This window comes from Geodermatophilus sp. URMC 63 (assembly GCF_053502565.1).
The window spans coordinates 4,629,194-4,652,215 of the sequence record NZ_CP199956.1 but is presented as its reverse complement, the minus strand read 5'-3'; the positions used below and the strand labels follow the sequence as shown (position 1 = coordinate 4,652,215).

The 23,022-nt window shown below is 76.6% G+C and carries 22 protein-coding genes and 1 pseudogene; 12 read left to right on the top strand and 11 right to left on the bottom strand.

What is annotated here, in order from left to right:
• The first annotated feature begins 51 nt into the window (after positions 1-51).
• The 3 genes from ACWIZO_RS22605 to ACWIZO_RS22595 all read left to right on the top strand — a co-directional run bounded on the left by ACWIZO_RS22605 (position 52) and on the right by ACWIZO_RS22595 (position 2,559).
• Positions 52-630 (top strand): TetR/AcrR family transcriptional regulator, encoded by a 579-nt coding sequence (locus tag ACWIZO_RS22605; RefSeq protein ID WP_448639850.1) that lies wholly within the window; start codon positions 52-54, stop codon positions 628-630.
• 92 nt (positions 631-722) lie between these two features.
• The gene (locus ACWIZO_RS22600) at positions 723-1,466 is read left to right on the top strand and encodes a DUF5995 family protein (RefSeq protein ID WP_448639849.1); all 744 of its coding nucleotides are present in this window, start codon (positions 723-725) and stop codon (positions 1,464-1,466) included.
• Between the two features lie 43 nt (positions 1,467-1,509).
• Positions 1,510-2,559, top strand: a complete 1,050-nt coding sequence (locus ACWIZO_RS22595) for a heparan-alpha-glucosaminide N-acetyltransferase domain-containing protein (RefSeq protein ID WP_448639848.1) — start codon at positions 1,510-1,512, stop codon at positions 2,557-2,559.
• A gap of 7 nt (positions 2,560-2,566) precedes the next feature.
• On the opposite strand, the gene ACWIZO_RS22590 is transcribed toward ACWIZO_RS22595, so the two are convergent.
• The gene (locus ACWIZO_RS22590; RefSeq protein WP_448639847.1) at positions 2,567-3,463 is read right to left on the bottom strand and encodes a polysaccharide deacetylase family protein; all 897 of its coding nucleotides are present in this window, start codon (positions 3,461-3,463) and stop codon (positions 2,567-2,569) included.
• A gap of 74 nt (positions 3,464-3,537) precedes the next feature.
• On the opposite strand from ACWIZO_RS22590, the gene ACWIZO_RS22585 reads away from it, so the two are divergent.
• The gene (locus ACWIZO_RS22585) at positions 3,538-4,446 is read left to right on the top strand and encodes an SDR family NAD(P)-dependent oxidoreductase (RefSeq protein WP_448639846.1); all 909 of its coding nucleotides are present in this window, start codon (positions 3,538-3,540) and stop codon (positions 4,444-4,446) included.
• Here the strand turns inward: ACWIZO_RS22585 and ACWIZO_RS22580 are convergent.
• On the bottom strand, positions 4,395-5,978 hold the full coding sequence (locus tag ACWIZO_RS22580; protein ID WP_448639845.1) for a UDP-N-acetylglucosamine 1-carboxyvinyltransferase: 1,584 nt from the start codon (positions 5,976-5,978) through the stop codon (positions 4,395-4,397). The two genes, ACWIZO_RS22585 and ACWIZO_RS22580, sit on opposite strands and share 52 nt — an antisense overlap.
• Positions 5,979-6,065: 87 nt before the next feature.
• On the opposite strand from ACWIZO_RS22580, the gene ACWIZO_RS22575 reads away from it, so the two are divergent.
• Entirely contained in the window at positions 6,066-6,815 is a 750-nt protein-coding gene (locus ACWIZO_RS22575) for an SDR family oxidoreductase (protein WP_448639844.1), read from the top strand.
• A 98-nt stretch (positions 6,816-6,913) separates the two neighbouring features.
• Positions 6,914-7,873 (top strand): DMT family transporter, encoded by a 960-nt coding sequence (locus ACWIZO_RS22570; protein WP_448639843.1) that lies wholly within the window; start codon positions 6,914-6,916, stop codon positions 7,871-7,873.
• Here ACWIZO_RS22570 and ACWIZO_RS22565 read toward each other — a convergent pair.
• The 3 genes and pseudogenes from ACWIZO_RS22565 to ACWIZO_RS22555 form a co-directional block, all read right to left on the bottom strand.
• A pseudogene (locus tag ACWIZO_RS22565) lies at positions 7,864-8,157 on the bottom strand (pyridoxamine 5'-phosphate oxidase family protein); the annotation flags it as partial. The gene ACWIZO_RS22570 and the pseudogene ACWIZO_RS22565 sit on opposite strands and share 10 nt — an antisense overlap.
• Positions 8,158-8,258: 101 nt before the next feature.
• Positions 8,259-9,134 (bottom strand): DUF998 domain-containing protein, encoded by an 876-nt coding sequence (locus ACWIZO_RS22560; protein WP_448639842.1) that lies wholly within the window; start codon positions 9,132-9,134, stop codon positions 8,259-8,261.
• 76 nt (positions 9,135-9,210) lie between these two features.
• The gene (locus ACWIZO_RS22555) at positions 9,211-9,624 is read right to left on the bottom strand and encodes a hypothetical protein (protein ID WP_448639841.1); all 414 of its coding nucleotides are present in this window, start codon (positions 9,622-9,624) and stop codon (positions 9,211-9,213) included.
• 38 nt (positions 9,625-9,662) lie between these two features.
• Here ACWIZO_RS22555 and ACWIZO_RS22550 point away from each other — a divergent pair, with 38 nt between their 5' ends.
• A complete protein-coding gene (locus ACWIZO_RS22550) occupies positions 9,663-10,913 on the top strand; it encodes an MFS transporter (protein WP_448639840.1) in 1,251 nt (416 codons plus the stop codon).
• 118 nt (positions 10,914-11,031) lie between these two features.
• On the opposite strand, the gene ACWIZO_RS22545 is transcribed toward ACWIZO_RS22550, so the two are convergent.
• Positions 11,032-11,235, bottom strand: a complete 204-nt coding sequence (locus tag ACWIZO_RS22545) for a hypothetical protein (RefSeq protein ID WP_448639839.1) — start codon at positions 11,233-11,235, stop codon at positions 11,032-11,034.
• Positions 11,236-11,309: 74 nt separating this feature from the next.
• Positions 11,310-11,540, bottom strand: coding sequence for a hypothetical protein (locus ACWIZO_RS22540; protein WP_448639838.1), 231 nt, complete (start codon positions 11,538-11,540; stop codon positions 11,310-11,312).
• A gap of 362 nt (positions 11,541-11,902) precedes the next feature.
• On the opposite strand from ACWIZO_RS22540, the gene ACWIZO_RS22535 reads away from it, so the two are divergent.
• Positions 11,903-13,711 carry an ExeM/NucH family extracellular endonuclease gene (locus ACWIZO_RS22535; protein ID WP_448639837.1) on the top strand — a complete coding sequence of 603 codons (1,809 nt, stop codon included), beginning with the start codon at positions 11,903-11,905 and terminating at the stop codon, positions 13,709-13,711.
• Between the two features lie 66 nt (positions 13,712-13,777).
• On the opposite strand, the gene malQ is transcribed toward ACWIZO_RS22535, so the two are convergent.
• Positions 13,778-15,667: a 4-alpha-glucanotransferase gene (malQ, locus tag ACWIZO_RS22530; protein WP_448639836.1), complete on the bottom strand. Its 1,890-nt coding sequence runs from the start codon at positions 15,665-15,667 to the stop codon at positions 13,778-13,780.
• A gap of 106 nt (positions 15,668-15,773) precedes the next feature.
• Here malQ and ACWIZO_RS22525 point away from each other — a divergent pair, with 106 nt between their 5' ends.
• From ACWIZO_RS22525 to ACWIZO_RS22510, 4 genes are all read left to right on the top strand, one after another.
• Positions 15,774-16,691, top strand: coding sequence for a helix-turn-helix domain-containing protein (locus tag ACWIZO_RS22525; protein WP_448639835.1), 918 nt, complete (start codon positions 15,774-15,776; stop codon positions 16,689-16,691).
• Positions 16,692-16,762: 71 nt separating this feature from the next.
• A complete protein-coding gene (locus tag ACWIZO_RS22520) occupies positions 16,763-17,836 on the top strand; it encodes a TIGR03885 family FMN-dependent LLM class oxidoreductase (RefSeq protein ID WP_448639834.1) in 1,074 nt (357 codons plus the stop codon).
• Positions 17,837-17,954: 118 nt separating this feature from the next.
• Positions 17,955-19,628, top strand: coding sequence for an alpha-amylase family protein (locus ACWIZO_RS22515; protein WP_448639833.1), 1,674 nt, complete (start codon positions 17,955-17,957; stop codon positions 19,626-19,628).
• A gap of 145 nt (positions 19,629-19,773) precedes the next feature.
• On the top strand, positions 19,774-20,553 hold the full coding sequence (locus ACWIZO_RS22510) for a hypothetical protein (RefSeq protein WP_448639832.1): 780 nt from the start codon (positions 19,774-19,776) through the stop codon (positions 20,551-20,553).
• Between the two features lie 60 nt (positions 20,554-20,613).
• Here ACWIZO_RS22510 and ACWIZO_RS22505 read toward each other — a convergent pair whose 3' ends face one another.
• The 3 genes from ACWIZO_RS22505 to ACWIZO_RS22495 all read right to left on the bottom strand — a co-directional run bounded on the left by ACWIZO_RS22505 (position 20,614) and on the right by ACWIZO_RS22495 (position 23,006).
• Complete coding sequence (locus ACWIZO_RS22505) at positions 20,614-21,357, bottom strand: hypothetical protein (RefSeq protein WP_448639831.1); 744 nt, start codon at positions 21,355-21,357, stop codon at positions 20,614-20,616.
• Positions 21,358-21,462: 105 nt separating this feature from the next.
• Complete coding sequence (locus ACWIZO_RS22500; protein WP_448639830.1) at positions 21,463-22,227, bottom strand: sulfite exporter TauE/SafE family protein; 765 nt, start codon at positions 22,225-22,227, stop codon at positions 21,463-21,465.
• A complete protein-coding gene (locus tag ACWIZO_RS22495) occupies positions 22,224-23,006 on the bottom strand; it encodes a sulfite exporter TauE/SafE family protein (RefSeq protein ID WP_448639829.1) in 783 nt (260 codons plus the stop codon). The genes ACWIZO_RS22500 and ACWIZO_RS22495 overlap by 4 nt, the downstream gene beginning before the upstream one ends.
• Positions 23,007-23,022: the final 16 nt, after the last annotated feature.

Genomic DNA, 23,022 nt, shown 5'->3' with positions numbered 1-23,022 from the left:
TCCCGATGTGGGACTCTGTGTCATGGCGAGACGTCGTGTCAACATGGTGCCGTGTCCGAGACCGCCGCCCAGCGCCGCCGTCGCCGGACCCGGGTCGAGGTGACCCGGCGCGCCGTCGGGCTGTTCGCCGACCACGGGTACGCCGCCACGAGCACCGAGCAGGTCGCCGCGGCGGCAGACCTCTCGCGCAGCACCCTGTTCCGGCTCTTCGCCGACAAGGAGGACCTGCTCTTCGGCCTCGAGGACGACCTGCTGGCCGGTGCCTCCGCCGCGGTCGCCGAGGTGCCGGCCGAGGTGCCCGCGTGGCCGGCCCTGCGCACCGCCGCCGTCCGTCTCGCCGAACAGGTGGCTCCGCTGCGGGACCTGCTGCTCACCCGCGAGCAGGTGGTCGCCACGGTCCCGGCGCTGCGGTGGCGGGCCGCGGCCAAGTTCCGGCGCTGGGAGGCCGCGCTCGCCGACGGGCTCCGCGACGGACGCGGCGTGCCCGCGGCCGACGCCCGGCTGATGGCCAAGCTGGTCGTCGCCTGCTTCGAGGTCGCCCAGCAGGACTGGCTCGACGGCGACGCCGGCGACCTGCCCGCCCTGCTCACCACGGCCCTCGACCGTCTCCCCGCCCTCCTCGGGCCGTGATCCTCGGCGGTCCCCGCAGGAGCCCGCGGGGGGCCGCGAGCGGCGGGGGCCTCCCGCTGCGACCTCCCGGCGCGGCGGGCACGATCGTCGGGGTGACCGCACCGGTGGAGGAACTCGTCGGCCGGATGCGGGAGCTGCTCGGGCAGCTGGAGGCCGACGGCGACCCCGGGCGCTTCTTCCTCGGCACGTACCTGCGCACCACCCAGGCGGTCGACGCCGCCATCGACGGCGGGCTGTTCGAGGACCCGGACTGGGTGACGGCGTGGGACGTCGACTTCGCCGGGCTCTACCTCGACGCCCTCGAGGCGCACCGCCGCGACCCGGCCACCCCGCCCGCACCGTGGCGGGCGGCGTTCGGCACCGACCCGGCCACCCGCCCCGAGGGGCACGTGCTGCTCGGCATGAACGCGCACATCAACTACGACCTCCCGCAGTCGCTGGTGCGGGTCGTCCCGCCGGCGGAGTTCGCCGACCCCGCGGTGCTGGCGTCCCGGCGTCGCGACCACGAGCGGATCGACGCCGTCCTGGCCGCCCGGGTGACCGCGGAGGACCGCGAGCTGGCGGCGGCCGGCAGCCGGCGCACCGCGCTCGACCGCCTCCTGGGCGGGGCCAACCGCGCCGCCGCCCGCGCCCTGCTGCGGGAGTCCCGCCGCCGGGTGTGGGAGAACACCGAGCAGCTGCACCGCGCCCGGCTGCAGGGGCCCGACGCCCACGCCCGCCGCGTCGCCCAGCTCGAGGAGGCGGCCGCGGCCCGGGTGGCCGACCTGCGCCGTCCCGGCCCGGTGCTGCTGCGGCTGGCCGTGTTCGGCTTCGGGGTGCGGCTGCCACCGGCCTGACCGGTCCCGGCGAGTTCCCAGGTCACCGTCCTAGCGTGGCGGCGTGACGACCCCTCCGGGAGAGGAGCGCCGGCAGGTCGCCGCGCCCGCGGGCGCCCCGGAGCGGCCGGGCCTCCGGCTGCGCGGGGTCGACGTGCTGCGCGGCGCCGCTGTCGTGGGGATGCTGCTGGTCGACAACCGCGGCAACGCCGCGATCCCCGACCAGCTCGAGCACGCCGCGTGGAACGGGCTGCGCCTCGCCGACGTCGTCTTCCCGGTGTTCCTGCTGGTGGTGGGGGTGTCGGTGCCCTTCTCCCGGCGCGCCCAGCGGCCGCGCGCGGCGCTGACCCGGGTGGTCAGGCTGGCGCTGCTGGGCTGGCTGGTGGTCGCGGCCAAGTACGGGTCGCTGACCGCCGGGGTGGGCGTCCTCGGCCACATCGCCGGTGCCTACCTGCTGTGCTGGCTGCTGCTGCGGCTGCCCCGCAGGCTGCAGCCGGCCGCCGCCGCCGGGCTGCTCGCCGCGCTGAGCGTCCTCACGCTCATGCTGGGCGGCGACCCCGACCGGTCCTGGGGGCACGCGGTCGACGCCGCGCTCGGCCTGCCCTTCTCCGCCGAGGCGCCGCACTCCTACCTGGGCAGCGCGGTCACCGTCTACCTCGGCGTCCTCGCCGGGCGGGCGCTGCGGTCGGGCGCCGGCCGTGCGGCGCTGGTCCGGCTGACCGCCGGCGGCGCCGCGCTGCTGGTCGCCGGGCCGGCGCTGGCCGCGCTGGTGCCGGTCAACAAGCGGCTGTGGTCGCCGTCGTTCGTGCTGATCACCGCCGGCATCGCGCTGCTGGCGCTGGCCCTGCTGCACTGGCTGGTCGACCAGCGGGGCGTGGCGCGCCCCTTCCGGCCGTTCGAGGTGCTCGGCGTGGAGGCGGTCGTCGCGTTCGTCTTCTCCGAGGTGGTGTTCCGCGCGCTGCTGTCGGAGGGGGTGCAGCCGACGGTCGACGGCTGGCTCAGCGACGTCGCCGGGCCGGTGACCTCCGCCTGGCTCTACGCGCTGCTGTCGATCGCGGTGACCTGGGCGCTGTGCGGGGCGCTGCTGCGCCGCGGCGTCGTCGTCCGGGTCTGAAGCCCGCTCAGTCGCCGTCGGGCGCCGGAGGCACGCTGCCGCCGACCGGCTCGGGGCTGCTGCGCTCGAGCAGCCGGTTGGCGCTGAGGAGGGTGACGCCGCGGTCGGCGATCTGCTGCAGCGCCGAGGGCAGCGCCCGCACCTCCAGCTCCCGCCGTTCGGCCAGGGCCACCGCGAAGGCCGCCTGCGGGTCGAACGTGCCCCGGCCGATGCCGTCGTGCAGGCCGAGGACGTCGCCGGCCTGCACGGTCTGCCCCATGTAGTCCTCGATCTCGGTGACCTCCTTCTTGTCGCCCGGCCCGCGGGTGACCGACCAGATGAAGGTGTCGTAGCCGAGCTCGGCGGCCACGCGCAGCGCGTAGCCGGTGAGCTCGCCGCGCGGCGGCCGGAAGCTGGTGAACGGCCGGCCCAGCAGCGCCTCGATCTCGTCCCTGCAGCGCACGAGCTCCTCGCGGGTCTCCTGTTGGGTGAGCGTGGTCAGGTCCCGGTGGTCCCAGGTGTGGTTGCCGATCTCGTGTCCGGCGTCGACGACGTCGCGCAGCACGTCGGGGTGGTGCACGCCGTTCCAGCCCATGACGTTGAACGTCGCGGTGACGCCCGCGCGGGCCAGCGCGTCGAGGATGCGCGGGGTGTAGTCCGGCGTCGGGCCGTCGTCGAAGGTGATCGCGGCGACCGGCTCGGTGACCGTGGTGTTCCAGACGACCCGGCGGGTGCCGAGCCGGGCCACCCCCTCGCCCTCGTCGGCCGCGCCGCCGGCCTCGAGGAAGCGCTTCTCGGCGCGTGCGGTCGCCCCGGCCCGCACCTCGTCGTCCTGGTCGGCGACCAGCGCCCCGCCGGCGGCGCCCACCGCCAGCCCGGCGATCCCGGCCCCGGCCCCCAGCAGCACCCGTCGTCTCGTGGTCATGGGGAGGTCCTAGACCCGGTGCGGGGGTGAGGGGAAGCCCGCGCTGCCGGATCGGCGGGCGCAGGCTGTCCGGGGTGCCGCACCGGGCGGCGCGGGAGGAGGACCGCACGACCGACGCCGGCCGACCACTGTCCGGGAGGGTCGCCCTGGTCACCGGGGCGCCGTCGGGGATCGGCGAGGCCACCGCCGTCGCCCTCGCCGAGGCCAGGGCCGCCGTCGCCGTCGGCGCGCGCCGCGCGGAGCGGCTCGACGCGCTGGCCGGCAAGCTCCGGGACGACGGCGCGCGGGTGCTCACGCTCGACCTCGACGTCACCGACGAGCAGTCCTGCCGCGACGCCGTCACCCGGACGCGGGAGGAGCTCGGCGGTCTCGACGTCCTGGTCGACAACGCCGGCGTGATGCTGCTCGGCACGATCGTCGGCGCCGACCCCGAGGACTGGCGCCGCACGATGGCGACCAACGTCCTCGGCCTGATGTACACGACCCACGCCGCCATCGACGGGATGGTCGAGCAGGGCTCGGGCGACGTGGTCAACACCTCCAGCGTCGCCGGCCGGCAGGCGCGCAAGGGAGCGGGCGTCTACAACGCGAGCACGTGGGCGGTGAACGCCTTCAGCGGGTCACTGCGCCAGGGGGTGACCACGAAGGGGGTGCGCGTCTCCCTCGTCGAGCCGGGGGCGGTGGCCACCGAGCTGACCGACCACATCACCCAGCCCGAGACCCAAGGCCGCCTCGCAGCAGATGCACCCGAGCATGCGGTCGCTGCAGGCCGAGGACGTCGCCCGCGCGATCGTCCACGTCGTCAGCCAGCCGCCGCACGTGGCGATCAACGAGGTGCTCGTCCGCCCCACCGACCAGGAGCGCTGAGCCGGCCCCCCTGCAGGGGCCCGCCGCGAGCGTGCGAGCGGTGGGGGGCGGGGGGGGTCCTTCGTCAGTCCGAGAAGACCTCGATGGAGGCGCCCATCTCGACCAGGCGCTCGTAGAGGTGCTCGTAGCCGCGGGCGATGATGTCGACGTTGCGCAGCACCGACGTGCCGCGCGCGGCCAGCATCGCCAGCAGGATGCAGACGGCGGGCCGCAGCGCCGGCGGGCAGACCACCTCGGCGCTGCGCCAGCGGGTGGGGCCGGTGACGAGCACGCGGTGCGGGTCCATGAGCCGGACGTCGGCGCCGAGCCGCGTGAGGTCGGACAGGTGGATCGCCCGGTTGTCGTAGACCCAGTCGTGGATGAGCGTCGAGCCGGTGGCCGAGGCCGCGATCACCGCGAAGAACGGCAGGTGGTCGATGTTGAGGCCCGGGAACGGCATCGGGTGGATCTTGTCGATCGGGGCCTTGAGCTGCGACGGCGAGATGGTGACGTCGGCCAGCCGGGTGTGCCCGTTGTCGGCGCGGTACTCCGGCGAGAGCGCGTAGCGCAGCCCCATCTCCGAGAGCACCGCCAGCTCGATCTCGAGGAACTCGATCGGCGCGCGGCGGACGGTCAGCTCCGAGCCGGTGACGATGCCCGCGGTGAGCAGGCTCATCGCCTCGACCGGGTCCTCGCTGATCGTGTAGTCGACGTCGGCGTCGAGGACGGCGCGGCCGTGCACGGTCAGCGTCGTCGTCCCGAGCCCCTCGACGCCGACGCCGAGCAGCTGCAGGTACAGGCAGAGGTCCTGGACCATGTAGTTGGAGCTGGCGTTGCGGATCACCGTGGTGCCCTCGGTGCGGGCGGCGGCGAGCAGCGCGTTCTCCGTCACGGTGTCCCCGCGCTCGGTGAGCACGATGGTGCGCCGCGCGGTGGTCGTCGGCTCCACGCTGGCCTGGTACTCGCCGGCGTGCGCCTCGACGGCCAGGCCGAACGGCCGCAGCGCGATCATGTGCGGCTCGACGGTGCGGGTGCCGAGGTCGCACCCGCCGGCGTAGGGGAGCCGGAAGGTGTGGGCCCGGTGCAGCAGAGGCCCGAGGAACATGATGATGCTGCGGGTCCGGCGGGCGGCGTCGGCGTCGATGCCGGCCAGGTCCAGCTCGTCGGGCACCTGCAGGGTCAGGTCGCGGCCGGCGTCGTCCCAGGTGGCCGCCACGCCGATCGAGCGCAGCACGTCGAGGATCCGGTCGACCTCCACGATGCGGGCCACGTTGCGCAGCGTCGTCCGGCCGCGGTTGAGCAGCGACGCGCACAGCAGCGCGACCGCGGCGTTCTTCGACGACTTCACCGTGACGCTGCCGCGCAGCGGCGTGCCGCCGGTGACGCGCAGGTGGGTGGGGCCGGCCGGGCCGACGCTGATCAGTTCGCTGTCGAGGGCGTCGGAGAGCCGGCCGAGCAGCTCCAGGGTCAGGTTCTGGCCGCCCTGCTCGATGCGGGCGACGGCGCTCTGGCTGGTGCCCAGCCGCTCGGCCAGCTGCTGCTGGGTGAGCCCCCGGTGCCGCCGGGCGTCGCGGACCAGCAGGCCGATCCGGTGGGTCGCGCTGGCCGCGAGGGCCGAGGAGGCCGAGGGGGCGGACGTCGCGGGGGAGGTCGGGTCGGTCGCCGTCACGAGGGGGCACGTTATCTCGCACGTGAGATGTCGGTGCGGGGGCGCGCCGCTGGAGCGAGGGGGACCGGTCCGGTCACACTGCACGGCGTGGACGTACTGGTCACCGGAGGCAGTGGGCAGCTGGGCCGCGTACTGGTCCCCGCGCTGCAGGCGGCGGGGCACCAGGTGCGGCAGATGTCGCGTCGCGGGACGGGACCGGGCGGGGTGCGCGGCGACCTCGCCACCGGCCGCGACCTCGCCCAGGCGGCCGCCGGGGCGGAGCTGGTCGTGCACGCCGCCAGCGATCCGCGCGGGGACCTGTGGCAGGTCGACGTCGCCGGCACCCGCCGGCTCGTGCAGGCGCTCGACCGCGACCGGCTGCGGCACCTGGTGTACGTGTCGATCGTCGGCGTGGACCGGGTGCCCTACGGCTACTACCGCGCCAAGTTCGCCGCCGAGCAGGTGCTGTTGGCCTCGGGGCTGCCGGTGACGCTGGCGCGGATCACCCAGTTCCACACGTTCATCGACGAGATGCTCTCCACCGCCCGCCGCGGGCCGGTGCTGCCGGTGCCGATGGGCTGGCAGGCCGCGCCGGTCGACGTCGCCGAGGCCGCAGGCTTCCTCGCCGAGGTGGCGGGGCGTCCGGCGGCCGGCGACGTCGTCGAGTTCGGCGGCCCCGAGGAGCTGTCCGCGGCCGACCTGGCCCGGGCATGGGCGGCCGCGCGGGAGCCGAACGTCCACGTGGTGTCCACCCCCCTGCCCGGGCGGCTCAGCGCGGCCTTCCGCGAGGGCGGCGTGCTGCCGGGGCCGCAGGCCGCCCGGGGACGGCGCACCTACCGCGAGCACCTGCGCGGCTGAGGACCCCGCGGGGAGCCGTTCCTGCCGTTCTCCGCACCGCGGCTGCCACGTCCGGGAACCGCCGGACCGTGGGCGTGGGCGGCACCTAGTGTCGGGCCGTGACCCGCTCTCCCGGCGCCCCGGTGCTGGCCGCCGTCGTCGTCACCGTGCTGGCCTGGGCCTCGGCGTTCATCGGCATCCGCGCCGTCGGTGACGACCTCTCGCCCGGCGCGCTGGCGCTGGGCCGGCTGCTGGTCGGCACGGCGGTCCTGGCGCTGCTGGCGCTGCGGCACGGCTGGGTGGCGCCGACCCGGCGCGAGTGGGCGCTGCTCGTCGTCTGCGGGGTGGGCTGGTTCGCCGTCTACAACGTCGCCCTCAACGCCGCCGAGCGCCACCTCGACGCCGGGACGACGGCGATGCTGGTCAACACCGGGCCGATCCTCATCGCCGTCCTCGCCGGGGTGTGGCTGGGGGAGGGCTTCCCGCGGCGGCTGGTCACCGGCCTCGCCGTCGCCTTCGCCGGCGTGCTGCTCATCGGCCTCGCCGGGCGCGACGGCGGGGCGGACCTGCTCGGGATCGGGCTGTGCCTGGTCGCGGCGGTCACCTACGCGGTCGGGGTGGTGGCGCAGAAGCCGGTGCTGCGCCGGTTGCCGCCCCTGCAGGTGACCTCCACCGCCTGCGCGATCGGCGCGGTGTGCTGCCTGCCGTGGGCCGGCGTCCTGGTGGGGGAGGTGGCCACGGCGCCGGCGTCGTCACTGCTCGGCACGGTCTACCTGGGCGTCGTGCCGACGGCGCTGGCGTTCAGCACCTGGGCGTACGCGCTCGCCCGGACCCCGGCCGGCCGGCTCGGCGTCACCACCTACCTGGTGCCGCCGCTGGTGGTGCTGCTGTCCTGGCTGCTGCTCGACGAGGTCCCCCCCGCGCTGGCCGTCGCCGGCGGGGCGGTGTGCCTGGCGGGGGTGGCGCTGTCGCGCAGCCGGGGCCGGGTGCGTCCGGTCGTTCCTGGAACGGTCCCCGTGCAGGGTCCCGCCGCGAGCGCGCGAGCGGCGGGGGGCACGGGGGTCCTTCGTCAGAGGTAGGCGCGCGGGTCGACCGCCGGCGGCGGCTCGCCGGGCACGATCCGTCGTCCGGTGACCGACGTGGGGATCAGCCGCAGCCAGGAGCCGTGCCCGCTCGGCGCCCACGGCTGCACACCGGTGGCGTGGGTGCGGGCGACGAGGTCGGCGGCGGCCAGCTCGGTGCCCGGCGAGGTGCGGATGACGATCGTCGTCCCGTCCATCGCGTCGTTGACCGGGAAGACCAGGGGGTGGTGCTCGGCGTCGACCGCGAGCCGGCCGATCTCCTGGCCGGCCAGGAGCCGGTGGCACTCGTCGGCGGGGGAGCTCCCGCAGCGTGGGTCCGGTCTCCTCGGCGGTCACGTCCCCCTGGTGGCCGGGACGCCGGAGGGCCGCGACCGGTTCCGCGCTACTGGCCGCGGCGCCGCCGGGGGTCGGCCCAGGGGTCCTCGGGGTCGAGGTCGTCGTCGGCCCGCTCGTCGGCGTCCCGCTCGTCGGCACGGGTGTCGGCACGGGTGTCGGCCGGCAGTGCCGGGGACGGGGCGGCCGCCCGGCGGTCCTGCTGCGCCGAGGCCCGCCGGGCGGCGGCCTCGAGGGCGTCGTCGCGCTCGGCGGCGGCGCGGGCGCGCGCGTCCCGCTCCGCGGCCCGCTGCCGTGCCCGCAGCTGGCGGCGGGTGGGGCGGTCGGTGTCCGGTTGCGGGCGGGTGCGGGTGAGCCGCCACAGCCCCGGCCCGGCCAGCGCGAGTCCGATCGGCAGCACGTAGGCCGCCGCCCGCTCGGTGCCGCCCTCACCGAGCAGCTCGACCACCCCGGCGCCGTAGAAGACCGTCATCGCCGTCCCGAACAGCCCGAGCAGGGCCAGCGTGGTGCCCAGCGCCTCCGACCACGGCCGGACGGCGTAGGCCAGCGCCATCAGGCCCAGCCCGCTGCCGAGGAGGTACAGGACGGCGCCGGCCGTGTGCAGCGACGGGGAGGTCAGGCGCGGGAAGACGCCGACCAGCAGCACCCCGAGCGCCGCCGCCCCGAGCAGCGCCACGGCGGGGCGCGCCGCCTTGCCGCGCAGCGCCGGCAGCAGCGCCACCGCGCCGGCGCCGATGAGGCCCGCCTGGACGACGAACGAGGCGTTCATGAGCGCCGAGCCGGGCCAGGTCGCGTCGCCGAGGGCGCTGATGACGTCGGCCGAGCGGGAGTAGGGCAGGCCGGCGCGGAGCTGGACGACCGTCTCGACGACGAAGAACTGCAGGGTCAGGAGCCAGGCGAGGGCGCCCCAGGCGATCCGTCTCATCGGCACACGGCCCATGGTCCCAGCCCGCGCCCGCCGCCCCGCACCGCGCGCGGGGAGGGCGCAGCGAGGTGCCCGGTCAGGGGAGGTGGGCGAGCAGGGCCGCGTACTGGGCGGGGGTCAGGTACGACGGGTTGCTGCCGGCGGGCATCCGCAGCACCTCGGCGTCGCGGGCTCCGGGGTCGGCCAGCAGGTCGGCCCGCGGGAGGGGCGCGGTCAGCAGCGTCAGCCGGACGTGCACCAGCGGGCTCCGCTCGTCCTCGCCGACGTCGCCGGCGAGCACCCCGGTGGCGTGCACGCCCGCGCGGTCGCGGCCGGAGAGCCACAGCAGCACCGGCTGGCCGGGGCTCATCAGCTCCAGCCGGTAGGAGCGGCGCAGGCAGCGGGAGAACGTGCGCTCCTCCCCGCGGCGCCAGCCGGGGGCGAGCACCGACGGCGGGCGGGCGGTCTTCACCACCCAGCAGGCGACGTCGGCGGGGGACAGGCGGGTCACGGGCCCATCCCAGCAGGAGGGCACGATGGGCCGGTGCCGTGCCCCGACCGTCGACCCCGGCCGCGGCGCTGAGCGGCGCGGACCCGCTGCCGCGGGGCCACCGTGCCGGCGAGCCGGGGCTGCGGCGCGCGTCGGTCGCGGTGTTCCTCGCCGGCCTGGCCGTCTTCGCCGTCCTCTACGCCCCGCAGGCGCTGCTGCCCGAGCTCACCCGCGCCTTCGGCGTCTCCCCGGCCGCCGCCACGCTGGCGGTCTCCGCGGCGACGGCGGGACTGGCGGTCGGTCTGCTCGTGCTCGGCCCGCTGTCGGACCGGATCGGCCGCATCCGCGTCCTGCGCGCGGCCCTCGCCGCGGCGACCGGTCTGGCCGTGCTGGTGGCGCTCGTGCCGGCGTGGGAGCCGCTGCTGGTCCTGCGCGCTCTGCAGGGGTTCGCCCTGGCCGGGCTGCCCGCCGTCGGGGTGGCCTACCTGCGGGAGGAGCTCGACCCCTCGGTCAGCTCCCGGGCCATCGGGCTGTTCGTCGGCGGCACCGCGATCGGCGGGCTCAGCGGCCGGGTGTTGGCCGGGGCGCTGGCCGACCTCGGCGGCTGGCGGACGGCGCTGGGGGCGATCGCGGCCCTGTCGACGGCGTGCACCGTCGCCGTCTGGCGGCTGCTGCCCCGTTCGCGCCGGTTCGTGCCGGTGCCGCGCGGGACGCCGGTGCTGCAGCAGCTCGCCCGCGGCTTCGGCGACCCGGTGCTGCTGGGCCTCTACGGGCTGGCGGCGCTGCTCATGGGCGGCAACGTCGCGGTGTTCAACGCCGGCACCTTCCGGCTGGAGGCGCAGCCGTACGGGCTCTCGCCGGCGCTGGCCGGGCTGGTCTTCCTCACCTACCTGCCGGGCTCGGTCAGCGCACCGCTGGCCGGCGGGCTGGCCGAGCGGGTGGGCCGCCGGGTCGTCGTCCCCGCCGCGATCGTCCTGACCGGGGCCGGCCTGCTGCTCACGCTCGCCGCGCCGCTGGCGCTGTTCGTCGCCGGGCTGGCGGTGCTCACCGTCGGGTTCTTCGCCGCGCACGGCGTGGCCAGCGGCTGGGTGGCGGCCCGCGCGGCGCTGGGGGCGCGGGCGGTCGGGCAGGCCGCCTCGCTGTACTCGTTCTGGTACTACGTCGGGTCCTCCGTCGGCGGCACCCTGGCCGGCCGCGCCTGGGCGGCCGCCGGGTGGCCGGGCGCTGCCGCCGTCGCCGGGACCGGGGTGGGCGGGGCGCTCGTGCTGGCCCTGCTGCTCGGCCGCAGCCGCCGCCTGCGGGGCCGCTGAGGACCTGCGGGGGCACCGGACCGCCGTCCGGTGCCCCCGCGGTGAGGTGCTGGAGCGGCCCTCCTGCAGGGTCCCGCGCCGAGCGGAGCGAGGCGTGGGGGGGCAGGAGGGCCCTCCCTCAGTCGGTGGCCGAGTGGAACTCCGCGCCGGCCGGGTCGGCGTCGTCGCTGCCGACGGCCTGGCGCTCCTGCTCGGTGCGGTGCTGCAGGGCGTCGTCGCTGGGCCGCGGGTCGGTCTTGCCGTGCTCCTGGCGGTCGCGCGGCGCGGACTCCTCGGTGTCCATGACGTCGTCGAGGGTGGGGCGGTCGGGTGGGGTGGTCATCGCGGTACCTCCGCTGCGTCGGTCGGTCGGTCTCGACCGGAGGCCATAGCCGCCCGGCCGCGGGGGAAACCCGCTCACCGCTGCTGCAGCGAGCCGGCCGGGAGCCACGCCTCCACGAGCACGGGCCCGTGCGGACCGGGGACGGCGTAGGCCACCCGCCCCTGCCAACCGCCGGGCTGCTGCCGCCACTCGACCAGCAGCCCGGGCACCGTGCCGGCCGCCCCGGGCGGCGCGTGCACCCAGCAGTGCCGGCCCGGGTCGTCCCGCGGGGGTGACGGGGGACCGGGGTCCGGCGGTGCGCTCACGGACGGCACGGCCGCGCCGACGCCCGAGCCGGCGGCCCGCTCACCCAGCGACGGCCGCGACCTGCCCCGGTGCATCCCGCCAGCCACCTCGGCAGTCTGACACGGCCGTCGAACACGCGTTCGGTCGAACGCGTCCGGGCTCCGGTCCAGGTCAGGGCGCGTGTCGGGTCCCCGGCCTGGCGGGCCGATGGGTTCCGGCACAGACTGGATGCGCGGAGTCACCTGGCCATCACGTCCCGTCGCCGGGCGGTGCCGTGCACCAGCGTCGCGCAGGTCCCCGCACCTCCTGGAGGGTCCCCGTGCACTCGTCCCCCGGTCCCCGGCGCAGGCCCGCGCGCCGCGCAGCGGTCGGCTCCGCCGTCGTGTCCCTCGCGGTCCTCGGTCTGCCCGCGGTCGCGCGAGCGGTCCCGTCCACCCCCGCGGAGCCGGCGGCCGTCTGCGACGCGGCGCCGACGCACGAGATCGGCGCCGTCCAGGGCAGCGGGCCCGCCACCCCGCTGGCCACCGGCAGCTCGGTCACCGTCCGTGGCGTCGTCGTCGGGGACGAGCCCGGCCTGTCCGGCTTCTCCCTGCAGGACGCCGACGGCGACGGCAGCGACGCCACCTCCGACGGGGTCTTCGTGTCCAGCCCCGGCGCCGCGGTCGACCTCGGCGACACCGTCGCGGTCCGCGGCACCGTGGGTGAGTCCGGGGAGCAGACGCAGATCACCGCGCGCACCGACGTCGCCGTCTGCGCGGAGGGGGACGAGCAGACCCTGCCCGCCGCGGCGCCGCTGGTCCTGCCGGCCGACGACGCCGCCCGCGAGCGCCTCGAGGGCATGCGCGTGGAGCCGGCCGACCCGCTCACGGTCAGCGACGTCTTCGACCTCACCAGCTTCGGCGAGCTCACCCTGTCGCAGGGCGGGGTGCTCGTGCAGCCCACCGAGGTCGCCCGGCCGGGCACCCCGGAGGCGGCCGGCGTCGCCGCGGGCAACGCGCTGCGCGGGATCGTCCTCGACGACGGGGTCGGCGCCCGGGTCACCGCGGCCACCCGGCCGTACCTCTCACCGACCACCCCCGTGCGCGTCGGCGACGTGCTCGCCTTCCGGGAGCCGCTCGTGCTCGGCCAGGGCTTCGGCTCCTACCGGCTGCAGCCCGCCGACGGCACCGCGCAGGGCGTGTTCGCGCCGCAGGACACGCGGACCGCGGCACCCGACGAGGTCGGCGGCGACGTCCGGCTGGCCACCTTCAACGTGCTGAACTACTTCCTCACCCTCGCGGCCGACGGGGGCCGCGGCGCCGCGACCCCGGAGGAGTTCGAGGAGCAGGCGGCCAAGGAGGTGGCCGCGATCACCGCGCTGGACGCCGACGTCGTCACGCTGCTGGAGATGGAGGACACCGACACCACCGGGCTCACCCCGGGCGACGCGGACACCGCCCTGGCCGACCTGGTGCGCCGCCTCAACGCCGCCGAGGGCGCAGCCCGGGGAGACGACCTGTGGGCCTTCGTCCCGATGCCCGACGAGCTCTACGACGTCGACCGCGACGTGATCCGCAACGCGATCGTGTACCGCGCCGACGTCGTGCAGCCGGTGGGCGACCCGGTCGGCCTGGTCGACGAGGACGTGTGGTCCAACGCCCGCGAGCCGCAGGCCCAGACGTTCACCGCGGACGGCGACGCCTTCACCGTGGTGGCGAACCACCTCAAGTCCAAGAGCCCGGGCACCCCGACCGGCGACGACGTCGACGCCGGTGACGGGCAGGGGCAGTGGAACGGCTCCCGCGTGCGGCAGGCGGAGTCGGTGGCCGCTTTCGCCGCGGACCTGGCCCAGGCGACCGGCGATCCCGACGTCGTCCTGCAGGGCGACCTCAACGCCTACAGCCGGGAGGACCCGGTCGAGGTCCTGCGCGCGGCCGGCCTCACCGACCTCGGCGAGCGCTTCGACCCCGGCCGGTACAGCTACGTGTTCGACGGGCTCTCCGGCTCCCTCGACCACGCCTTGGCCACGCCGGAGCTGACCGCGAAGGTCACCGGCGTGGCCCACTGGAACGTCAACTCCGGAGAGTCCTCCGCCTACCAGTACGACGGCGACCCGGCGCTGTACGCCCCCGACCCGTACCGGTCCAGCGACCACGACCCGCTGGTCGTCGGGATCGACCTGGACGGACGCTGCGACGGGCGGCGGTCCTGAGGTGACCCCCGGACGGCCGACGCGCTCCCTCCCGGGGACCGCGCCGGCCGCGTGCCGGGTCCTCGCTCAGCCCGTCTGGGCCTCCCCGCCGGGCTGCTCGCCGAGGGCGTCCTCCTCCGGGTCGCTGGTGCGGGTCACGCCCTCGTGCAGCGTCCGGGACACCTCCTGCAGGAGCGGGTGCGCGGCCAGGTCCTCCACCGCCACGGGCAGCGGCAGCGACCAGTTGGGCCGGTCGGTGGTGCCCGGCATGTTGGGGCGGCGCTGCTCACCGACGGCGTCGTCGAGGGTGGCCGACAGCAGCAGCGACGGCGCCCGGGCGAGCAGTGCGTGCGCCCGCTTGACCGCCGTCTCGGCCTTGGCGTTCCTCCGCAGCCCGGGCAGGTGCTCCAGCAGCGACTGCCGGCCGCGCTCCAGCTCCTCGTCGGTGCCGGTGCCGTGGCGCCGCTGCTCCTCGACGTCGGCGCCGCTCCACAGGCCGGCCACCGTGGGCAGGTCGTGGGTGCTGATCGCCGCCATCGCCTCCTCGGGCCACTCGGCGGGGTCGTCGTCCTCGAACCAGAGCAGGCGGTAGCTCAGGACGCCGTGCTCGGCCATGGCCTCGCGGACGCCGTCCTCGACGGTGCCGAGGTCCTCGCCGACGACGACCGCCTGCGCGCGGTGGCTCTCCAGCGCGACGATGTCGAGCAGGTCCTCGGCCGGGTAGCGCACGTAGGCGCCGTCGGCCGCGCTCCCGCCGGCGGGCACCCACCACAGCCGGAACAGGCCCATGACGTGGTCGATGCGCAGGCCGCCCGCGCCGGCCATGGTGGCGCGGATGGACTCGACGAACGGCTCGTAGTCGGCCTCGCGCAGCCGCCAGGGAACCAGCGGGGGCGAGCCCCAGTCCTGCCCCTGGGAGTTGAACGCGTCCGGGGGCGCGCCCACCGAGGCGCCGCCGGCCAGCACGTCCTGCCAGGTCCAGGCGTCGGCGCCGCCGCCGGCCACGCCGATCGGGAGGTCCTGGATGACGGTCATGCCCTCGGTCGCGCGCTCCAGCTGCAGGTGCAGGGCCCACTGCAGCCAGGCGTGGAAGGCGACGTCGTGCTCGTGCTCGGCGGCGAAGGAGGCGACGGCGTCGCCGCGGGGGTCGCGCAGCTCCTCGGGCCAGGTGTGCCAGTCGGGGCCGTGGACGTCGGCCAGGGCGCACCAGGTGGCCCAGTCCTGCAGCTTCTGGCCCTGGAACCACCACCAGTCGGGGAAGGCGGGGTCGTCGCGGCCGGCGGCGTCGAAGACCCGGCGCAGCACCTCGCGCTTGCGGGCCCAGACCGCGTCGCGGTCGATCAGGTCGCCGTCGGACAGCGCCCGGCCGGCGTCGGCCTCGAGGTCGACGCGGTCGGCGCCGGGCACCTCCGGCACCCGCAGGTACAGCGGGTTGCGGAAGCGGCGGGTGGCCGGCAGGTAGGGGCTGGCCTCCTGCTGCGGCGTCGGGGCGACGGCGTGCAGCGGGTTGACCAGCACGAAGCCGGCGCCCTGCCCGGCCGCCATCTCCCGGACGGCGCGCAGGTCGCCGAGGTCGCCGATGCCCCAGCTGTCACGGCTGCGGGTGGCGTAGAGCTGCACGGCCCACCCCCAGGCGCGGTCCTCGGGCAGCCAGCAGCGGCCGGGGGACACGACCAGCCGGCGGCGCGGCCCGTCGGGGACCTGCAGCCAGTGGTAGCCGAGCGGGAAGTCCTCGGGCAGCTCGCCGTCGACCTGCCGGGTGGAGCCGTCCTCGAGGGTCACCTCCGCCTCGTCGACCTCCAGGGCGTCGCCGGGGCGGGCGACGATGGGCGCGCGGTGGTCGAGGTCCTCCGGCGGCTCGCCGATCACCTCCCGCAGGCGATCGATCGTGGCCTGGGCGACCTCGTGTTCCTCGTCGAGGGCGTCGAGCCAGGTGGCGTCGATGCCCCACCGGTCGGTGCTGGGGGTGCGTGTCACCCCTCGATCCTCCGGGGACGCCGGGGTGATCGCAGCGCAGGACCGACGTGGTGCCGGTCTCGTTCCCCTGGACCCTCCAGCGGCTGGAGGGTGCAGGCTCGCCGGTGTGGACGACGGGACGCGCCTGACCATCGGCGAGGTGTCCGCCCGGCTCGGGCTGCCCGTGCGCACGGTGCGCTTTTGGACCGACGCCGGGCTGGTCGACCCGCCGGCCCGCACGAGCGGCGGCTACCGGCTCTACGACGCCGCGGCCGTCGCCCGCCTGGACCTGGTGCGCACCCTGCGCGAGCTGGGGCTGGGGCTGACCGCCGTCCGCGAGCTGCTGGCCGCGCGCCGCACGGTGGCCGAGGTCGCCACCGAGCACGTGTGCGCCCTCGACGCCGAGATCCGCCTGCTGCGGCTGCGCCGGACGCTGCTGCAGGCCGTCGTCCACGCCGGCACCCCGACCGAGGAGATGAGTATCGTGTCCGACCTGGCCGCGCTGTCCGCCCGCGAGCGGCAGCAGATCGTCGACGGGTTCGTCGACCGCGCCTTCGCCGGCCTGCCCGACGACGCGCCCGGTGCCGCCCTGGCCGGGGCGATGCGGTCGCTGCCGGCCGAGCTGCCGGAGGAGCCCACCGCCGAGCAGGTCGCCGCCTGGCTGGAGCTCGGCCGCCTGGTGGCCGACGACGCCTTCGCCGGCCGGGTGCGGGAGATGGCGGTGGCCGGCGCGGGCGCGACCCCGGAGGACCCGGACCCCGGGCTCGACGCCGGCCGGCTGCGGTCCCTCGGCGGGCGCGCACTGGCCGAGGGGGTGGCGCCGGGCAGTCCGGCCGCCGAGGCGCTGGTGGCCGAACTGCTCGACGACGGCCGTGGGCAGGATCCCGGCCGGCGGACGGCGCTGGCCGACCGGCTGGCCGCCTTCACCGACGCCCGCGTCGAGCGGTACTGGCAGCTGCTCGGCGTCCTCAACGGCTGGCCGCCGTTCGAGCCGTCGGTGCCGGCCGTCGAGTGGTGGATCGCCGCCCTGCGCGCGGCACCCTGAAACCGTGGAGTGGTTCCTGGTGCACCCGCCACCGCGTGGCCGCGGTGCCCGGGCTGCGGTAGGCACGACCGATGACCGTGATCGGCTTCCACAACTCGCACGAGCAGGTGCACCCGGCCGATCTGCTGGCCGCCGTCCGGCACGCCGAGGAGGTCGGCTTCACCGCGGCGATGTGCTCCGACCACTTCGCGCCCTGGAACTCCAACCAGGGGCACTCGGGCTTCGCCTGGTCCTGGCTGGGCGCCGCGCTGGCCACCACCGGCCTGCCCTGCGGGGTGGTGAACGCCCCGGGGCAGCGCTACCACCCGGCGGTCATCGCCCAGGGCGCCGCCACGCTGGCGGCGATGTTCCCCGGGCGCTTCTGGATGGCGCTGGGCAGCGGGCAGGTGATGAACGAGCGCATCACCGGCACCCCGTGGCCGCCCAAGCGGGTCCGGGACGCGCGGCTGCGCGAGTGCGTCGACGTCATCCGCGCGCTGCTGGCCGGCGAGGAGGTCACCCACCGCGGGCTGGTCGACGTCGAGCGGGCGCGGATCTGGTCGCTGCCCGAGCAGCAGCCCGCGCTCATCGGCCCGGTGATGAGCGTCCCGACGGCGCGCCGGCACGCCGACTGGGCCGACGGGTTCATCACCATCAACCAGCCGCACGAGACGCTGCGCGAGCTGGTCGGCGCCTACCGGGACGCCGGCGGGCAGGGCCGGCTCGTGCTGCAGGTGCACCTGTGCTGGGACCCGGACCCGGAGCGGGCTCGGCAGATCGCCTACGACCAGTGGTTCACCAACACCTTCCCGCCGCCGCTGTGCTGGGACCTCGACGGCCCGGAGGCGTTCGAGCAGGCCAGCGCGTACACGCCGCAGGAGGCGGTCGAGGGTGCCGTCCGGGTCAGCTCCGACCTCGGGCAGCACGCCGCCTGGCTGGCCGAGTACGTCGACCTCGGCTTCGACGAGGTCTACCTGCACCACGTGGGCACGGAGCAGGAGCCGTTCCTCGACGCGTTCGGCGAGCACGTGCTGCCGCAGCTCGGCGTCACCCGTCCCGAGCCCGCCGTGGCGCTCGACGGCCCCGGCGGCCCCCGCCGTCCCTGGCAGGAGCCCGAGCCGGGGGCGCCGACGGTGCTGCCCGAGGGCCGGCCGGGCGGGGCGTGACCGCCGTCCGCCCGCCGACTGGGCACCTGGTGCCGCCCGCGTCGGCGTGTCCGCGCGTGTCGGCGGCAGCACCTGCCCAGTCGACGTCCCGTCCACCCCGAGCTGAGGGGACCCGAACGTGAAGATCACCGACACGGCCGACGTCTGGTGGAAGACGGCGGTCGTCTACTGCCTCGACGTCGAGACCTACCTGGACTGGGACGGCGACGGGTGCGGTGACCTCGCCGGCCTGGCCCAGCGCATCGACCACCTGGCCGACCTCGGCGTCACCTGCCTGTGGCTGATGCCCTTCTACCCGACCGCCGAGCGCGACGACGGCTACGACATCACCGACTTCTACGGCGTCGACCCGCGGCTGGGCACGCACGGCGACCTCGTCGAGGTGATCCGGACGGCGAACGACCGCGGGATCCGGGTGATCGCCGACCTCGTCGTGAACCACACCTCGATCCAGCACCCGTGGTTCCAGCAGGGCCGCCGGAGCAAGGACGACCCGTTCCACGACTTCTACGTCTGGCGCGACGACGAGCCGCCCGACACCAGCGACCAGGTGGTCTTCCCCGACCAGGAGGACTCGATCTGGACGTTCAACGAGCCGACGGGGGAGTGGTACCTGCACCGCTTCTACAAGGAGCAGCCCGACCTCGACGTCACCAACCCGCGGGTGCGCGACGAGGTCGCCAAGATCATGGGGTTCTGGCTGCAGCTGGGGCTGTCGGGCTTCCGGGTCGACGCCGTCCCCTTCTTCCTGGAGGCCCAGGGCGGCGCGGACGCCGGGGACTTCCCCGACCCGCACGAGTACCTCCGGGCGCTGCGGTCGTTCCTCGGCCGGCGCACCGGCAGCGGCGTCCTGCTCGGGGAGGTGAACCTGCCGCACGAGCAGCAGCGCGACTTCTTCGGGGGGGACGACGGCGACGAGCTGACCATGCTCTTCGACTTCGTCGGCATGCAGGCCACGTACCTGTCGCTGGCCCGCGCCGACGCCGGCCCGCTGGTGCAGGCGCTCACCTCCCGGCCCTTCGTCGACCCGGACAGCCAGTGGGCGACCTTCGTCCGCAACCACGACGAGCTCACCCTCGACAAGCTGTCCGACGACGAGCGGCAGGAGGTGTTCGCCGCGTTCGGCCCCGAGGAGCGCATGCAGGTCTACGGCCGCGGCCTGCGCCGCCGCCTCCCGCCGATGCTCGACGGCGACCCGCGGCGGGTCCGGATGGTCTACAGCCTGCTGTTCAGCCTCCCCGGGACGCCGGTGCTGTTCTACGGCGAGGAGATCGGGATGGGGGAGGACCTCGACGCCGAGGGCCGCCTCGCCGTCCGCACGCCGATGCAGTGGACGCCGGGACCCAACGGCGGCTTCTCGACGGCCGACGCCGACCGGCTGCCCGGGCCGGTGGTCTCCGGCGGGTTCGCGCCGGAGTTCGTCAACGTCGCCGACCAGCGCCGCGACGAGGACTCGCTGCTGTCGTTCGTGAAGCTGCTCGTCCGCCGCTACCGGGAGTCGCCGGAGCTCGGCTGGGGCTCCTTCCGCGTGCTGGAGCAGCCGCACGCCGGGGTCCTCGCGCACGTGTGCGAGTGGGACGACGGCACGCTGCTCGCCGTGCACAACCTCGGCCCCGAGCCGCGCGTCGTGCCCCTGACCCTGGACGGCTGCGACGCCTCCCACCGCCTGGAGGACCTGCTGGTCACCCAGGCGACACCGATCGGCGACGACGGCGCGGTCGAGCTGACCCTGGACGGCTACGGCCACCGCTGGCTGCGGGTGGTGGCCGCCGACACCCGGCGCCTGCTCTGAGCTGCGGGCTCCCCCCGACCGCCGGTCATGCGGCCGGGACGGCGCGTGGCCGCGCGCCGTGACCACGCGGTCGGCCGCGGGTCCGGACCGCCGCGCCCGGGGGGCCTGTCCGGGAGCGTCGGAGGGCGCGCCTAGCGTGGCCGGGATGTCCGATCCCGCCGCTCCCGTCCCGTCCGCTCCCGTCCCGTCCGGGCCGCCCACCGCACCGGTGACCGTCCCGGCCGCCGCCGGCCCGGCCGACGCACCCGCTGCGGCGCACCCGGGGCCGGCCGGCGCGACCGCCGCCGGCGCGTCCGCAGCCCCCGGCGGGCAGGGCGGCGTGCCCGGTGGCCCGGGCGGCGTGCCCGGTGGTCCGGCCGGCGTGCCCGGTGGTCCGGGCACGCCGCCGGGAGTCGGTTCCGCGCCGGGTCCGGTGGCCGGCCCGCCCGCCCCGCCGCGCCCGTCCACCGCGGTCGGGCCGGCGATCCCGGCCGGACCGGGCGCGCCGGTCCCGGCCGACGGGCCCGCCGCGCCGGGCGAGGGCACCGGGCCGCACGCGACCGGGCCGGTGACGGCCCGCCCCGCGGCGCCGCGTCCCCACCGCCGCGACCCGCTCACGCGGATGGGCCCGTGGGCGCCGGCCGCCGGGGCGACCCTCGGCCTGGTCGCCGGGCTGGTCGCCGTCCTGCTGCTGCGCGGGCGCGCCGACGCCTTCGGCGAGGGGCTGGCGCTGGTCTTCCTCGTCATCGGGCTGACCATGCTCGGCGCGGCCGCCGCGCTGCTGGCCGACGAGGTCCGGCTGGTGCGCCGCGGCGCCCGCGAGGCCGCCGTCCGGCCGGCGTGGGTGGAGGCCACCGCGAGCCTGATCAACGGGCTCACCCCCGCGCGGCTGCTGCTGGGCAGCAGCGCCTTCGTGCTCTTCCTCGCCGCCTACGTCGGCCGCTGATCCCGGCCGCTGACCCCGGCGCCCGCGTCGTCGCCACCGGCCGGGCCGGGCCGCGGGCGCTCACGCGCCGCGGGCGTCCTCGCGCAGATCCGCGGGGTCGAGGCGGCCCGCGACGATGTCGTCGGCGACGTCGTCGACCACCCGGCCGGTGGCGAAGGCGTGGGCACGCAGCACGGCGAGGGTGTCGACGACATCCATGCCGAGGGCGACCGTCGCGATCCCGGTGGCCTGCCACACGCGGCTGCGCCGCCGCGCGGCCGGGGAGTCCCACCACCGGCCGGAGCTCTCGTCGCCCGCCACGGCCCCGGCGGACCGCACCAGCTCCTCCGTCAGCGTCACCACGACCGACTCGACGTCGTCCCGCGGGACCTTGGTGAGCGTCTCCAGTTCGCGCGCGTACAGGTCGACGATGACCGTGGGCCCCAGCGGCGCCGCGAGCGGCACCGAGAAGACGGCGCGGTAGGGCGTGTCGCCCAGCAGGGCGGCGTGCAGGCTGGGCCAGTTGCGGGCGATGTCGTCGAGGTCGAAGACGATGGCGCTGCCGGTGTCGTGCGCGCGCAGGCACGGGCCGTCGCCGGCGGTGAACTGCAGCTGCTCGGCGTGTGCGGTGGTCGAGTCGCTGGCGCCGATCGGCGTCCGCAGGCCCGCCCCCTCGTGGATGCTCAGCGCGGCGCCATCGACCTGGACGGCCTGCGCGCAGGCCCGGGACAGCCGTGAGGGGACCATCTCGGGACCGTCCTCGCCCGGCTGCGCGGGCTCGCGCAGCGCCTCGAGGAAGCGTCCTGCCGCGTCACTGGTCTCCACCGTCCGCCGTCCTCTCGTTCCGTCGTCCCTGGTCGTCGACCGGGAGTCGCCAGGTCAGGCACCCGGGGACAGCCTGGCCTCTCGTGCCCGCGCACACCACCCGGATCAGCCGTAGGCGTCCACGGCCAGCACGACGGCCAGCCCGAGGCCGGCCAGCGCGATGAGCCGGCGCAGTGCCGCCTGCGGCGCCCGGCGCACCACCCGGGGGCCGAGCCGGCCCCCGGCCAGGCAGCCCAGCGCCAGCGGCAGCGCCGCGCCCCAGGCCACCGGGGACAGCACCACGAAGCCGACGGCGGCCACCGCGTTGGCCGTGCCGAGGACGACGTTCTTGAACGCGTTGCTGCGCGGCAGGCGCTCGCCGGTGCCGAGCAGCACGAGCGCCAGGAGCAGTACACCGGCCGCCGCGCCGAAGTAGCCGCCGTAGACGCCGATCACGCCGGTGCCGGGCACCAGCCACCACGGGTCCCGCCGTCCGTGCTCCCTCCGGCCCTCGGCGGCCAGCTCACCCGGCGGGCGCTGCAGGAGGATGGCCAGCGCGGCGCCGCCGATCAGCCACGGCACCACCTGCGCGAAGGCCTCGGCCGGGGTGAGCAGCAGCAGCGCGGCGCCCGCCGCCCCGCCCAGGACCGCCGCGCCCACCAGCGGCGCCAGCCGCCGTCCCTGGCCGGCCAGCTCCGGCCGCGAGGCGCTGATCGAGCCGACGCTGGTGAGCACCAGCGCGACGGTGTTGGTCACGTTCGCCGTCACCGGTGGCAGGCCGGTGGCCAGCAGCGCGGGGTAGCTCACCAGCGACGCGAGCCCGGCGACGCTGCCGGCCAGCCCCGCGCCCACCCCGGCCAGGACGAGCAGGAGCCACTCCAGCACGCTCACCGGGTCACCAGCACGCCGATGGCGACGCAGCCGAGCACGACGATCGCCGTCCGCAGCACCGCCGACGGCAGCCGGCGGCCGTAGCGGGCGCCGACCGTGCCGCCCACCACCGAGCCCCCGGCCACGAGCGCGGCGGCGGTCCAGTCGACCCGGTCGGTGGCGACGACGACGTAGGCCAGCGCGGCGACGGCGTTGACCGCCGACGTCAGCACGTTCTTCACCGCGTTGAGCCGCTGCAGCGGCTCGGCCAGCACCAGCCCGAACACGCCGATCTGCAGCACGCCCTGGCTGGCGGCGAAGTAGCCGCCGTAGCTGCCGGTGGCGTACGCGGCGCCGACCAGGCCGGCCAGCCGCCACCCGTGCGGCCGGGGCGCCGGCGTCCCGGCCGCGGCGCGCCGCGCGGCCAGCCGGCGGGTCAGCAGCGGCTGGACGGCGACCAGCACGACGGCCAGCCCCACCAGCGCGGGCACCACAGCCTCGAACGCCGCGGCGGGCAGGTGCAGCAGCAGGACGGCGCCGGTGAGCGCGCCGAGCACCGAGGCCGGCAGCAGCCGCAGCAGCAGACCGCGCTGGCCGGCCAGCTCGCGGCGGTAGCCGATCGCGCCGCTGACGCTGCCCGGCACCAGGCCCAGGGTGTTCGACACGGTCGCGGTCACCGGCGGCAGGCCGGTGGCCAGCAGCACGGGGAAGGTCACCAGCGTCCCCGAGCCGACGACGGCGTTGATCGAGCCCGCGGCCAGCCCTGCGGCGGCGACCGCGAGCATCTCCGGCACGGTCATGCGGTCATCGCCGCCG

What these genes read in the sequence shown, in the direction of transcription:
- ACWIZO_RS22510 (WP_448639832.1), top strand. Translation starts at nt 19,774, where the DNA reads ATGTCCGATCCCGCCGCTCCCGTCCCGTCCGCTCCCGTCCCGTCCGGG.
- ACWIZO_RS22520 (WP_448639834.1), top strand. Translation starts at nt 16,763, where the DNA reads ATGACCGTGATCGGCTTCCACAACTCGCACGAGCAGGTGCACCCGGCC.
- ACWIZO_RS22545 (WP_448639839.1), bottom strand. Translation starts at nt 11,235, where the DNA reads ATGACCACCCCACCCGACCGCCCCACCCTCGACGACGTCATGGACACC.
- ACWIZO_RS22560 (WP_448639842.1), bottom strand. Translation starts at nt 9,134, where the DNA reads ATGAGACGGATCGCCTGGGGCGCCCTCGCCTGGCTCCTGACCCTGCAG.
- ACWIZO_RS22495 (WP_448639829.1), bottom strand. Translation starts at nt 23,006, where the DNA reads ATGACCGTGCCGGAGATGCTCGCGGTCGCCGCCGCAGGGCTGGCCGCG.
- ACWIZO_RS22590 (WP_448639847.1), bottom strand. Translation starts at nt 3,463, where the DNA reads ATGACCACGAGACGACGGGTGCTGCTGGGGGCCGGGGCCGGGATCGCC.